This window comes from Paenibacillus sp. FSL H8-0283, assembly GCF_045040675.1.
GTDB lineage: Bacteria > Bacillota > Bacilli > Paenibacillales > Paenibacillaceae > Paenibacillus > Paenibacillus amylolyticus.
The window spans coordinates 2324135-2336936 of record NZ_CP150295.1; the positions used below are offsets into that span (position 1 = coordinate 2324135).

Here is a 12802-nt window from a genome sequence, read left to right on the forward strand (position 1 = left end):
GTATAACAGATTGGAGCGATCAGGCGAGTGGAATTAAGACAGTTGCATTACTTTTTGAAAGTGGCACAGAAGGAACATGTAACACAGGCTGCTGAAGAGTTGCATGTGGCACAGTCGGCGGTGAGTCGTCAGATTCATCAGCTGGAAGAAGAACTGGGCGTGGACCTTTTTATGCAAAAGGGACGAAACCTGCAGTTGACTGCAGTGGGGCAGCTTTTTTGCAAACGAATTGAAGGTATATTAAAAGATTTGGACAAGGCAGTTGGGGAAGTTCATGAGTTTCTGGACCCGGAGCATGGAGAGATTCGAATTGGGTTTCCGCATAGCCTGGGAATTCATCTCATTCCTTCCGTGGTGGCTGCTTTCCGTCAGCGCTACCCCAACGTGAAATTCAGATTCAAGCAGGGGATGTTCCCTACGCTGATTCGTGATGTGTTATCCGGAGAGGTAGACTTGGCATTCATTTCTCCTTTTCCAGAGAAGCATGATCAAGTAGATGGCGATATTGTACTCACGGAAGAATTACATGCGATCCTTCCTCCTAATCACCCGTTAGCTGGTGAAGAGACAATTGCGCTTGAACAGCTCAAGGATGATAAATTTGTATTGTTTAGCAAAGGTTATTCTCTTCGTCCTATTGTGTGGCATGCCTGTCTGGAAGCTGGTTTTACACCCAAGATCGCTTTTGAAGGGGAAGAGACCGACACCATCCGCGGATTGGTCGCTGCGGGCATGGGGGTCAGTCTGCTGCCTGAGATGGCGTTATTCCAGACGAATCCGTTGCAACCGGCACATGTGGCTATCTCCCATCCAAAAGTAACGCGAACTATCGGGTTAATTCATCGTGCTCATGATAAACTGCCGCTGGTTGCTCAGTCCTTTCGTTCATTCTTGCTTGATTATTTCGGTTTACAACAAAACAATACCCCATCCGATTAACGGTGGGGTATTGTTTTTTGTTTTTGTTGTATTAAGTATCCAATTAATCGCGGCTGTTGAAGATTCCGATGTAACGAATCAACTCAAGCAGTGAAATCAACGCTGCAGCAACGTAAGTCAAGGCTGCGGCATTCAGAACTTTTGCAACACCTTTTTCTTCTTCATTACGGATGTACCCTTCGGATACCATAATCTCTCTAGCGCGATTACTTGCATTGAACTCAACCGGTAAAGTGATGAGTTGGAATGCTACAGTTACGGAGAAGAAGATGATACCGATACCTACAAGGTTCATGGCATTGAAGATGAATCCTGCAATTAACAGGAATGGAGCTAATCCGGATGCAAAGTTCACAATTGGGAAGATCCGGTGACGCAGTGCCAGCATCGGATAACTTTCTTTATGCTGAATGGCGTGGCCAACTTCGTGACACGCTACCGAAACAGCTGAGATTGAGTTTTCGTAATATACTGGTTCTGATAAACGTACAACCCGATTGATCGGATCATAGTGATCAGAGAGTGTACCACGTACAGGTTCAATTGGAACATCATGCAGGCCGTTAGCATCAAGCATCTGGCGAGCGGCATCGTAACCAGTCATTCCGTTCTGGTTCGGTACCTCCGACCAACGTCTAAACGTACCTTTAACGCGAAATTGCGCCCATAAAGAGAGCAAAAAGGCGATAATGATCAATACGAACATACCGTTATTAAAACTCATATTCATTCCTCCGCTTTCTAAGAATAAGCTACATCATGGTGTTCTCAAGCAAGATTTTTAGTGCCTCCATTGTACCGGCACTTTTGGTGAGGAGTCCTGCCATCATTTTACGTGCTTGTACAGGTTTCATCTCTCCAAGTAGCGGTTTGAGTTCGTTAACCTCTCGCTCAAGTTGTTGTACGTGAAGTTCCAATGTTGTCAATTTGCTGGCAACTTGTTCTTCTGTACTAACCAGACGCCACTTCTCAAGAGATTGTTTAATCTCGTCGAGACTATACTTCTCTTGTTTCATCTGTACAATACGTTCAAGCCTCGTTAAAGTTTCATTACTATAGAGACGATAATTTTTTTGTGTACGTTCTTCGGGAGCGATTAGTCCAAGCTTTGTGTAATAATCAATCGTCCGTTCACTAACACCAGCGGTCTTGGCAAGTTCGCCAATCCGAAAAAGTTTCATATCCCCAATGATATTCACCTCGCTTGCAAGTTCAAATGTAGGGAATTGTAGTTTCCACTTGTGAATTTCTAGACTACGCCCAATTTTTCTTACTAATAAGTATGATACATGATCTTTAACCGTACAGTCAAACGTTATGCTTTGGTAATCAGCACACTGCATTTCTATATCTATGTACTCATAGAATGTGATTATGTACTTAAGTGCAAGAAAAAGACGTAAGACTTTATTCCCAGAAATAATTTTCAGTTTTGATGAAAATACTCTTGTCAACTTTCCTCTCTTCTGCTTATAATGACATTAAGAGTTTCACGTTATGTGAAGAAACTTAACATAAGAGGGAGTGGGGTATATGAGAAAGAAATGGTTGGTTTCCATGTTAGTAATGCTTACTTTGTTCGCTTTTCCGGTTAGCGCATTTGCGGCTGCGGAGGGTCCGACTAACATTGAACTTCAAAGTGGTTTGAACTCAGCCTTTACGTTTCTGGCTGTTGTACTCGTGTTCTTGATGCAAGGGGGATTTGCTTTACTTGAAGCGGGTTCAACACGAATGAAGAATGCAGGACACATTGCGGGTAAGACCATCCTGACATTGGGAATTTCAGTTATTGCCTTCTGGGCTTTGGGTTTCGGTCTTGGTTTCGGTAATGGTAACAGCTTCTTTGGAACAACAGGATTTTTCCTGAGCGGTGACAAGATGGCTGCTTCCTTCGAATCACTGGCTTTCTCCGATGTTCCACTGACTGTTAAATTCGTTTTCCACCTCGCTTTTGCGGCGGTATCTCTGGCCATTGCCTGCGGTGGTATGGCTGAACGTGCAAAAATGAGCGTATATATTGTATTCGGTACACTTTATACCATTATCATGTATCCGGTTGTTGCTCACTGGGTATGGGGCGGCGGCTGGTTGGCTGAGCTGGGTATGCAAGACTTTGCAGGATCGACGGTTGTTCACTTGACTGGTGCGACTGCAGCATTGGTAGCGACCATCTTGTTGAAACCACGTATTGGTAAATACAACAAAGACGGCAAACCTAACATCATTCCAGGTCACAACCAAGTGTATTCCGTACTCGGGGTTATTATCCTCTGGATCGGTTGGTTCGGTTTCAACCCAGGTAGTACGTTAACGGCCTTGGATGACGGATTCTTTGGTTATGTTGCATTAACTACTAACGTAGCTGCTGCAGCTGGTGGTGTTGCTGCACTGTTGATTTCTTGGGCAGTTCTTGGCAAGTCCGATATTCCTAGCATGTTGAACGGTGTGCTTGCGGCACTCGTTGCAATTACAGGTGCTTGTGCCTTTGTAGAACCTTGGGCAGCTTTGGTTATCGGTGCTTTGGCTGGTGTTATCACATTCTTCACAGCACAGTACTTCGATCGTAAAGGAATTGACGATCCAATCTACGCTTTCTCCGTACACGGTGTTGCTGGTATGTGGGGAGCAATCTCCACAGGTTTGTTCGCTACACCAGAACTTGCTGAGCATGCGGGTGTAGGTCAAGCGGGTCTGTTCTATGGCGGTGGATTCCACCAATTGGGCGTACAGCTTCTCGGTCTGGTAGGTGCTTTTGCCTTCGTACTGGTAATGTCCTTCATTATTCTGGGCGGTATGAAAGCGATCATGGGCATCCGTGTTACTGAAGAAGAAGAAACAATGGGTCTGGATATCAGTGAGCACGGTACTTACGGATACCCTGAACAAATGAAAAATGTAGATTCTAAATCCAATGGTGGTACGTTCAGCTCCTGAGGTGAATGATGCTGAATCATGCTTCAAGGAGGCTGGACATGATGGAACCCATCTCGTATACAAACTATTCCTGGTCTTATCAGGGAATCGATGGTGCGGTGTCTTCTCAAGAACTGCGCCAGGCACGTGTGATATTACAGAACGAGCTCCAGGGATTGTTGTCCGCTTCCTTGTCGCCGATCGAGTGGTACCAAACGGTAAATGAACTGCATGACCGGATTGCACGGAAAGCAGTAGAGTTATGCATTCAGGGGATGGTTGAGGAAGGCTTCGGCCAACCTCCCGTCCCCTATGCCTTTATCGTATTTGGCAGTTCCGGCAGGGAAGAAGCAACGTTATGGAGTGATCAGGATAATGGTATGATCATTAGCGATACTCCGCATGAAGGTAAAGAGGAATATTTTGCTCAGCTCGGACAGCGAATGACGGATGTGTTAGAAGAGCTTGGTTACGCCAAGTGCGAAGGTAAAGTCATGTGCTCTGAGCCACTCTGGAGAAAAACGCTGGCGTCATGGAAACAACAATTAGCAGATTGGAGCTCGGATCTGAATTGGGAGCCCGTTCGTAATCTGATTATTGCTTCAGACATGCGTTTTGTTGCAGGTGAGCAAAGTCTGGCGGAGGAATGGATCACGAGTTTTTATGAACAGTTCAGACTGATTCCTGAACTTTCGGATGCGGTTCTTCGCAATACGGTTAAACATAAAGCTACATTAAATGTACTTGGACGTGTGGTCACAGAACGATTTGGTGAACATGCAGGCGGATTTGATGTCAAGTATGGTTTGTACATTCCGCTGGTGAACAGTGCTCGTTATTTGGCTTTGCAACATGGAATCAAGGAGTCATCTACGTTAAAAAGAATGGAGAGACTGACTTCACTTGAAGCTGTTCCATTTACATTACTGGATGCATGCCAGCGGGCCTTCTTTGCCGCTTTGAAATTTCGCCGAAGTACACCGGTTGTCATCCAAGGGGATTTGCAACATAGCAGTGGGTTCCTGGATGAGAAACAGATGAAACAAAAGCAAATTCATTATGAGCTCAGGGATACGCTCGGGTTGGTACGACGAGTGCATCGTGCTTTGCAAAGACAGTTGCGTTTTGCAGAAAGGAGACGTCCATGAGAGAGCCGGCAAGGGGCAATACAGGATTCTGGAATTCGCTGCGTCAGGGAGGGGTTCCTTCCGCCATCGCTTCCATTATGGGAGCCCCTACGGCGCAACACATGGCGTTTATCCGCTCTATGATGAGAGAACAGCGCAGACCTGAGGTTCTGCATACACCTCTAAATGAGTTGGACGCAGTTGTATTTGATCTGGAAACGACGGGATTTTCGCCCCAGCATGGGGATGAGATTATCTCATTTGGTGCGGTCCGTATACATGGTGGTGTGGTACTGGAAGGGGAGCAGTTCTACACGGTGGTGCAGTCCAAGACTGCGGTTCCGGAACATATTACTGAACTTACAGGTATTACACAGGAGATGACGTTGGACGCACCAACTTTGCTGGAAGGGTTGCATGATTTCATGTCTTTTGTAGGTGGAAATGTTCTGATTGCACACGCAAGTGCGCATGACCGAGCCTTTCTGAATGCAGCTCTGTGGCGGACTTCAAAGGTAAGGCTGACGCATCGTTTAATCGATACGATGATGTTGGCCCGCTGGCTTGAACCAAGCAGGCCGGGGTATGGTCTGGATGAATTGCTGGAATCCAGAGGGATTCCGATCTATGGACGTCACCATGCACTGGAAGATTCAAAAATGACTGCACAGTTATGGTCCTGCTACTTGGAGGACATGACTCGTAAAAATGTGGAGACCTTGGGTGATCTGTATACCCAGCTAAGTCACGCATAACGGAACGGGAAGCAGATTGTATGAAGGCACAACGTGTTGTGCCGGATCCTGCGATTCCTTCGAAGATTCAATCAGATAACCGTTCAGATGCATATGAGATCGCGACCCGCTTGTAAGGTCGGGTGAGCCGATGAGGTACATCTGAAGCAAACCGGCGAAGGCCGGAAGAGCTTGCAAGTCCTCTAAGGAAGGAACAGGCCTGGTCTGGGGATGAGAATGGAAGATACCGATGAGCTTGGGCTCGGAGAATACGCACCGAATCCATTCGGCATCGTCCAGAGTAAAATGGTGCAGCGGGTCAGGTGCTACGTTACGAATGGGCTGAAACCGACTGATTCGTATACCGCCCGCTGTGGTTTCACCCAGCATAACCCCGCAGGCTTCTTGTGGTAGCGAAAGGAACATGTGCTTTGACATCTCTTGTTCTACGGAAGAAGGGATGTAGAAGGCGTTTTGCTGCCCGTGAAGTGCTGCCATTTGTATTCACCCCTCTCTCTTTGGCTCCTGCTACGGCAGGAGTCCTTTTTCATTTTATTTTCTGTGATGCGGATTGTAAAATTTTAAAGGAAAAGGGTACAATAATAAAGAGAACATTTGGGAATCATGTTCTGGTGAACTATGATAGAGCGTGATAAACACTTAGCATGTGCAGAAATTACGGTTTCAGTTTCAATGTGCTAATTATATAAAAGGGTGGCGGGTTATGAAACGAAACATATACATACTCCTTGGTGCTGTCTTGCTGGTTGGTATTGCACTGGCCCAGAATGCGGGTGACGGCATTGCAGCCGTCTTTAAGCAGGAAGAACCGATGCCTACTGAGACGGGACCACGTGCGGGTCTTCTGGCACCTGCTTTTTCTCTGACAGCAATGGATGGAGAGACGTACAGTGTGGGCGGTGCCAAAGATAAGGCCACGTTCGTCAGTTTCTGGGCATCCTGGTGTGAGCCGTGTAAGCAGGAAGCACCAGAGCTGAACAGAATGGCTGCGAAATACAAGGATAAGCTTGACATGTATGGGGTTAATGTAACGTCATACGATAAACTCAAAGATGCCAAAGCTTTTGTAGATGAGTACCAGCTGACATTCCCTATTCCCTTGGATGAGAAGGGGACTGTGTATGCTCAATACAATGGGGTGGCTTTTCCAACGAATGTTCTGATTGACTCCAGAGGAGTTATACAGGAGATTGTTCTGGGCATATTGCCTGAGAAAGAGTTGGAACGTAAGATTAAAAAGTTAATTGCGAATTAATTTTCATGTAAACAAAGAAGCCTTTGCATCCATGAATCATGGGTACAGAGGCTTCTTTATATTTTCCGGGAAATAAGCGTTATTAGTGGTTGCTTATCCCATGAGCAGGAATAGGGAGTGTGCCCGGCTCATCCTGTAATTTTTCTTGAAGCAAAGCATAGCGGAAACTGTGAACAAGCGCTTCCCAACTTGCTTCAATCACGTTCTCGGATACACCAACAGTGTTCCATGTGTTCTCCGTATTTTTGGATTCGATCAATACGCGAACTTTAGCAGCTGTGGCATCCTTCTCATCCAGAACACGCACTTTGTAGTCCGACAGATGCATGTTGGCAAGTGAAGGGAAATATTGCACCAGCGCTTTCCGAAGGGCGTTATCGAGTGCGTTAACCGGACCATTGCCCTCAGCAGCGGTATAAGCGCTTGTTCCAGCGATATTCACTTTGACAAAAGCTTCAGAAACAACGGATTTACCCGCCGTTTTCTCCACAAGCATTTTGAATGATTCAAACGTGAACAATTCTTTCATGTCACCGTTCGCTTCACGAATTAACAATTCAAGCGAAGCATCTGCACCTTCGAACTGGTAACCCTGATGTTCCAGGTCTTTGATCTTCTCAATAATCTGACGTGAATTGGCACTGCTTGGATCGAACTCAAGCCCCAGTTCCTGTGCTTTGGATACAATGTTACTTTGTCCGGCAAGTTCAGAGACCAGCACACGTTGTTTGTTACCAACCAGTTCAGGCACGATGTGTTCATAGGTACGTGAATCCCGCAGGATGGCAGAGACGTGAATTCCACCTTTATGAGCAAAAGCAGCATTGCCGACATAAGGCTGATTAATCGGCATATTCACATTGGCAATCTCGCTAACATAACGAGCCACGTTTGTAAGTTGTCTCATGGAATCATCAGTAACACATTCATAGCCAAGTTTCAGTTGCAGGTTCGGGATAATGGATGCGAGATTGGCGTTACCGCAACGCTCTCCATAACCGTTCATCGTTCCTTGCACTTGACGGGCTCCGGCTTGTACAGCGCTGAGTGTGTTGGCCACAGCCAGTTCACAATCATTATGTGTATGGATCCCGAGATGTGCATGAGGCAGGCTTCTATGCAATGTGGATACGATCTCGTGCACCTCGTTTGGCATCGTCCCGCCGTTGGTATCACACATAACGAGCCAGTCCGCTCCAGCTTCGTGGGCCTTGGTCAAGACCGCTTGAGCATACTCCGGGTTATGTTTGAATCCGTCAAAGAAGTGTTCTGCATCAAAGATCACTTCCATTCCATTCTGTTTCAGATAGGCGATGGAATCATAGATCATGGACAAATTTTCTTCCAAAGTAGTCTGCAAAGCGGTATGCACATGGAAGTCCCATGATTTACCGACCAAGGTTGCAGCCTGAGCACCAGATTCGATCATGCGCTTCAGGTTGGCGTCTTCACTAGCAACACTGCCTTTTCGGCGGGTACTGCCAAAAGCAACAACCTTTGCGTTCAGGTTTAATTCCTTGACTCTTTTGAAAAACTCAATGTCCTTGGTATTGCTGCCGGGAATTCCGCCTTCAATATAATGGACACCCAGGTCATCAAGCTTCTTGGCAATTTTGAGTTTGTCGTCTGCCGATAAGCTGACACCCTCCCCTTGTGTGCCGTCACGTAAAGTCGTATCGAAGATGGAAATGGCCTTTGACATGAAGATCCTCCTTTGAGATAAAGCGCTCTTTTAAAAGTTTGGATTTTAAGTTAGGAAAAGCTGTTAAGTACGTTAGTGGACGAATCCTTCGATTCGGCAACGCTACACTGTGTTAAACTCAATGCGCTGATTTGTCCTAAAGTCGTCAATTTGTATAATTAATTATTATAGCACCATTATAGCCAAATGCTACATAGAAATCGCAGTTTCATGTAACAATTAACGTATTTTAGAGAAAAAAGAAGGATGTTAATCATAAACCGGATGTATGTTATAATCTATTATTGAGTTTTAATTGGAATATATGGAAGAAAAGGAGGGTTAATTTTGACTTTTGTATGGGAAAATACGATTATTGCTCTGATCACTTTGATACTTTTTGTGAGTGTAGGCTGGTTAATTATTCGGTCTCTGATCAGATCTCGCAGAAAATAAATGCTCATGACTGAATTAACATAACGGGTTTGATATACTATAGAAGAAAGAAATTCGTTTCATTAATTAGTGTGCAAGAAAGGGCGGGGGTTCATGATGTCTTCAGGCGGCAATCCTCCAGCAAATGTGGATCAATATTACCCTGCAGCCGGACGGGTAATTCTGCATGTCGATATGAATGCTTTCTACTGCTCTGTACATGAAGCCGAGGAACCAGATTTATATAGAGGAAAAGCAACGGCCGTCGCGGGCAGCAGTGAACTGCGAAAGGGTGTAATTGTAACCTGCTCATATGCCGCTCGTAATCGAGGCATCTCAACAGGTATGGTTGTGCACCAAGCCATGAAAAAGTGCCCTGATCTCATTGTGATACGTCCTGATTTTCATTTATATCGTCAATATTCAAGAGCCTTCATGCAGATTGCGTATAGTTATACGCCTCAACTTGAGGCGACATCCATTGATGAATGTTATCTTGATATTACAGGTTCAAGGCAATTCGGGAATCCAATGGAGATTGCGGAGAGCATTCAGCGGAGAATCAAGGATGAATTGGGGCTGCCATGTTCCATAGGCATTGCGCCCAACAAATTACTGGCGAAAATGGCTTCGGATCTGAAAAAACCGAACGGTATCTCCATTTTACGCATGAGGGATGTACCCCGGATTCTTTGGCACAGACCATGCAACGAGATGTTTGGCATTGGCAAAAAAACGGCCGAAAAGTTGAAAAAACTGGGCATTGAAACGATTGGTCAATTGGCCAAGTCGGATGAGAACATGTTGACCGAACTATTTGGAGTTAATGGAGCATGGCTCAAAAATTCCGCGAATGGCATTAACCATTCCGCAGTTCACGCGGAACGTGAGGCCAATAAATCCATTGGGCATACAACCACTTTACCGGCGGATGTATCGGATATGAATGAGATTCATCGGGTGTTCCTCAATATAAGTGACCAGGTAGCCAGAAGGTTGCGCAAGCACGAAATGTTCAGTCAGGGTATTCAGATTACAATCCGGACACCGGATATGAAGACAATCACCCGATCACGTCTAATGGAAGTTCCTACGGAGGATGCAACGGTCATTTACCGTGAGGCCTGTAAACTATTTGAGAAGCATTGGGGTAGTGGCAAACCTGTACGCATGCTGGGTGTGACACTTCAAAACCTGATTCCAAGAGAGGAATCCGCTGTACAGATGGACTTGTTCGAATATGAGCAGAAGCCCAAGAAGGACAATCTGATTCGGATTATGGATCAGTTACGTGATAAATTTGGTGAGAATGCTGTTGTGACCGCGGGCATGCTTGGAGACGATCCTTCCGTGCTGCTTCGTAATCATAAAGTGCGCGGTACTTCCCTGCAAAAAGATAACTTGCAAAGTCTTGATTAAATAAGGGATAATAGAGACTTGTGGTTGCAAAATGTTTGTAATTATCCTTACTTTGTATTAATATGTTTCTAGATAAAAACACTGTACGTTTTGAATTTTAGGAGGAGAGAATGTAAATGAGTAAATATACTTGGGTTGAAAAAGACACATGCATCGCATGTGGCGCTTGTGGAGCAACGGCTCCAGACATCTACGATTATGATGATGAAGGTTTGGCTGAAGTTATCTTTGACGGCGATGCTAACCATGGTGTCAAAGCTATTCCAGACGACTTGTTTGACGATATGCAGGATGCATGCGATGGCTGCCCTACAGATTCAATCAAAGTAGCGGACGAGCCTTTCAATAAAGAAGGCTAAGTATCTCTCACATGAACATAGAGCACTTTCTTTTGTCGTAACGACAAGGGAAGGTGCTTTTTTTGCATTCATTTAACTGTGATTATCTGACTATGGATCAAGGACGAACATTGTCGAACCCCCTTTTTTCCACCGGGTACTCAAGTCCTATGGATTCAACGCCTGGTTATGCCGATATATAATGATATACGGAAAAAGGCGAAATAGTGGAGGATCGGATGCAAAATACTCATCTAAGAACATATGTTAAGAAACATCCCGACAATAAAATGGCTTGGTACTTGCTCGGAAAGGAGTATTTGGGCGAAGGACAGGAGGCCAAAGCCAACTATTGTTTTCAGCAAGCGGGCGAGGTTTATGAGGCATTTGAACGCAGTAAAGCTCCTGCGGACATCTGGGTAGACTATCAGGAGAAACTGGTGGAGATGTCTGAGCAAAAAGAGAAAAAACAACGTAGACGCAAAATGTGGCTCACGTTGCTCATGCTGCTTGTGCTGGCAGGTCTGCCACCTGCGGACGCTCCGGGTTTCAGTCGGGAAGCGGCCGACGCACTGTCAGCAACACTGGAATCCACAGATGACATCGAAGCGCCTGTAGAAGCGGATAAACAGGTTGGAACTGCATCCATTGCGCCAAGCAATGTGTTCACTGCTGCGGCATTTGGTGGAGGTAATCATGGCGAGGCTGCGCTCGCAGCTGCCTGGTCCGGGTCTGGCCCAAAAGTAGAGACCTCTGCTGTACTGGGTATGCAAACCTCGGATGACTGGTCTTTATGGAAGCGAAATATGCCTGTGAAATACATAGTACAAACCAATACAAGCGGGAAATTAACTGCACAGAGTTATGATGCCAAGCAATGTAACTGTGAACCTCCTGAAATTACACCGAAAATCAAAAAGATGGCCTTGGCGTGGACCGCCAAGCAGGAAGCAGCTGCATCATTATCAAGTGCAATCGTTGCCTATCGCAAAAAAAATGACGCTTGGCCCAAGAGTGTAACGCAAATGGCTCAGCCATTTCCGAACAATATTCTGGGAGAGACTGCGTCAGGGATGACCGAGATGTTTCCGAAGCTGCTAGCTTTGCATCAAGGAAAGGTACAGGAAGGAAAGAACGATTCGAGTGGTAAAGAGAATGGTTCAACATCTTCGAATTTGTCTCAAGGCAACAATGCCGCTTTTGCAGATACGCTGGGAGGTCAGCCTTTTTTGCAGGAACCGCTGGAGATTGTCATTGATAAGGATAAACATAAACTTGCATTAATCAGTGGGGATACCATTGTTCGTATGTATGATGTGGGACTTGGCGGTGATCGAACACCGGAGGGGTCATTTGTCATTACAGATAAAGTGGTCAATCCGAATGGACGCTCGAACGGGGAGTTTGGAAGCAGAGGTATGCAACTCTCGAATACGAATTATGCCATCCACGGGACCAACGAGCCAGACAGTATCGGACTGGATGAGTCCCTTGGATGTGTGAGAATGCGCACAGGAGATGTAGAAGAGTTATTCGCTCTTGCTCCGCAAGGCACTCCGATACGCATTGGAGAAGATGTACTGCCAGATCTGACGCTTGTTCCAGAAGCAAAGCAGCGTTATCAGCATACACTTGTTCCAAAGCAAAATAATCCGAACAAAACGTATCACTGGCTGAATTGATCTGTTTGATATGTAGAATCAGATGGATTCAGCCTGAATCATCTACATGTTGGCAATAATGATAAGAGCACCAATGATGATGATCAAGCCGCCTACACTGGCTGCTGTCCATGCAATGGCTTTGCGATTCACTTCTTCTTTCTTTTGCTGTAATGCAGGTGGTTTACGTTTGGGAGCCATGAGTTATTCCTCCTTATTTGGAATAGAACTGGTGTAGAGTAACCATGTTCTCATTGTAAAGAATTCAACTCGTCATTT

At 45.6% G+C, this 12802-nt stretch carries 13 protein-coding genes; 8 read left to right on the forward strand and 5 right to left on the reverse strand.

The features are described 5' to 3' along the window. Positions 1 to 27: 27 nt before the first annotated feature. Entirely contained in the window at positions 28 to 939 is a 912-nt protein-coding gene (locus tag MHI52_RS10610) for a LysR family transcriptional regulator (protein ID WP_036609648.1), read from the forward strand. Between the two features lie 43 nt (positions 940 to 982). Here MHI52_RS10610 and MHI52_RS10615 read toward each other — a convergent pair whose 3' ends face one another. Both MHI52_RS10615 and MHI52_RS10620 read right to left on the reverse strand, forming a co-directional pair. Beyond that, entirely contained in the window at positions 983 to 1663 is a 681-nt protein-coding gene (locus MHI52_RS10615; RefSeq protein WP_036609646.1) for a zinc metallopeptidase, read from the reverse strand. A gap of 28 nt (positions 1664 to 1691) precedes the next feature. Next, positions 1692 to 2120, reverse strand: a complete 429-nt coding sequence (locus tag MHI52_RS10620) for a MerR family transcriptional regulator (RefSeq protein ID WP_017689377.1) — start codon at positions 2118 to 2120, stop codon at positions 1692 to 1694. Positions 2121 to 2472: 352 nt separating this feature from the next. Between MHI52_RS10620 and MHI52_RS10625 the strand changes: the two genes are divergently transcribed. Genes MHI52_RS10625 through MHI52_RS10635 form a run of 3 tightly spaced genes read left to right on the forward strand, consistent with a single transcriptional unit; the run spans position 2473 to position 5734 of the window. After that, positions 2473 to 3873, forward strand: a complete 1401-nt coding sequence (locus MHI52_RS10625) for an ammonium transporter (protein ID WP_076326943.1) — start codon at positions 2473 to 2475, stop codon at positions 3871 to 3873. 41 nt (positions 3874 to 3914) lie between these two features. Continuing rightward, a complete protein-coding gene (locus MHI52_RS10630) occupies positions 3915 to 5000 on the forward strand; it encodes a DUF294 nucleotidyltransferase-like domain-containing protein (RefSeq protein ID WP_405159378.1) in 1086 nt (361 codons plus the stop codon). After that, positions 4997 to 5734 carry an exonuclease domain-containing protein gene (locus MHI52_RS10635; protein ID WP_017689374.1) on the forward strand — a complete coding sequence of 246 codons (738 nt, stop codon included), beginning with the start codon at positions 4997 to 4999 and terminating at the stop codon, positions 5732 to 5734. The genes MHI52_RS10630 and MHI52_RS10635 overlap by 4 nt, the downstream gene beginning before the upstream one ends. On the opposite strand, the gene MHI52_RS10640 is transcribed toward MHI52_RS10635, so the two are convergent. Continuing rightward, positions 5720 to 6211 carry a M67 family metallopeptidase gene (locus MHI52_RS10640; RefSeq protein WP_405158986.1) on the reverse strand — a complete coding sequence of 164 codons (492 nt, stop codon included), beginning with the start codon at positions 6209 to 6211 and terminating at the stop codon, positions 5720 to 5722. The two genes, MHI52_RS10635 and MHI52_RS10640, sit on opposite strands and share 15 nt — an antisense overlap. 226 nt (positions 6212 to 6437) lie before the next feature. Between MHI52_RS10640 and MHI52_RS10645 the strand changes: the two genes are divergently transcribed. Then, positions 6438 to 6989, forward strand: a complete 552-nt coding sequence (locus tag MHI52_RS10645) for a TlpA disulfide reductase family protein (protein WP_076318425.1) — start codon at positions 6438 to 6440, stop codon at positions 6987 to 6989. An 82-nt stretch (positions 6990 to 7071) separates the two neighbouring features. On the opposite strand, the gene cimA is transcribed toward MHI52_RS10645, so the two are convergent. Then, complete coding sequence (gene cimA / locus MHI52_RS10650) at positions 7072 to 8691, reverse strand: citramalate synthase (RefSeq protein ID WP_047842385.1); 1620 nt, start codon at positions 8689 to 8691, stop codon at positions 7072 to 7074. A gap of 531 nt (positions 8692 to 9222) precedes the next feature. Between cimA and MHI52_RS10655 the strand changes: the two genes are divergently transcribed. The 3 genes from MHI52_RS10655 (at position 9223) to MHI52_RS10665 (ending at position 12544) form a co-directional block, all read left to right on the forward strand. Further along, on the forward strand, positions 9223 to 10524 hold the full coding sequence (locus tag MHI52_RS10655; RefSeq protein ID WP_076249898.1) for a DNA polymerase IV: 1302 nt from the start codon (positions 9223 to 9225) through the stop codon (positions 10522 to 10524). Positions 10525 to 10640: 116 nt separating this feature from the next. After that, complete coding sequence (locus tag MHI52_RS10660) at positions 10641 to 10883, forward strand: ferredoxin (protein ID WP_017689369.1); 243 nt, start codon at positions 10641 to 10643, stop codon at positions 10881 to 10883. A gap of 218 nt (positions 10884 to 11101) precedes the next feature. After that, positions 11102 to 12544 carry a L,D-transpeptidase family protein gene (locus tag MHI52_RS10665; RefSeq protein WP_405158987.1) on the forward strand — a complete coding sequence of 481 codons (1443 nt, stop codon included), beginning with the start codon at positions 11102 to 11104 and terminating at the stop codon, positions 12542 to 12544. Positions 12545 to 12586: 42 nt separating this feature from the next. On the opposite strand, the gene MHI52_RS10670 is transcribed toward MHI52_RS10665, so the two are convergent. Further along, the gene (locus MHI52_RS10670) at positions 12587 to 12724 is read right to left on the reverse strand and encodes a hypothetical protein (protein WP_017689367.1); all 138 of its coding nucleotides are present in this window, start codon (positions 12722 to 12724) and stop codon (positions 12587 to 12589) included. Positions 12725 to 12802: the final 78 nt, after the last annotated feature.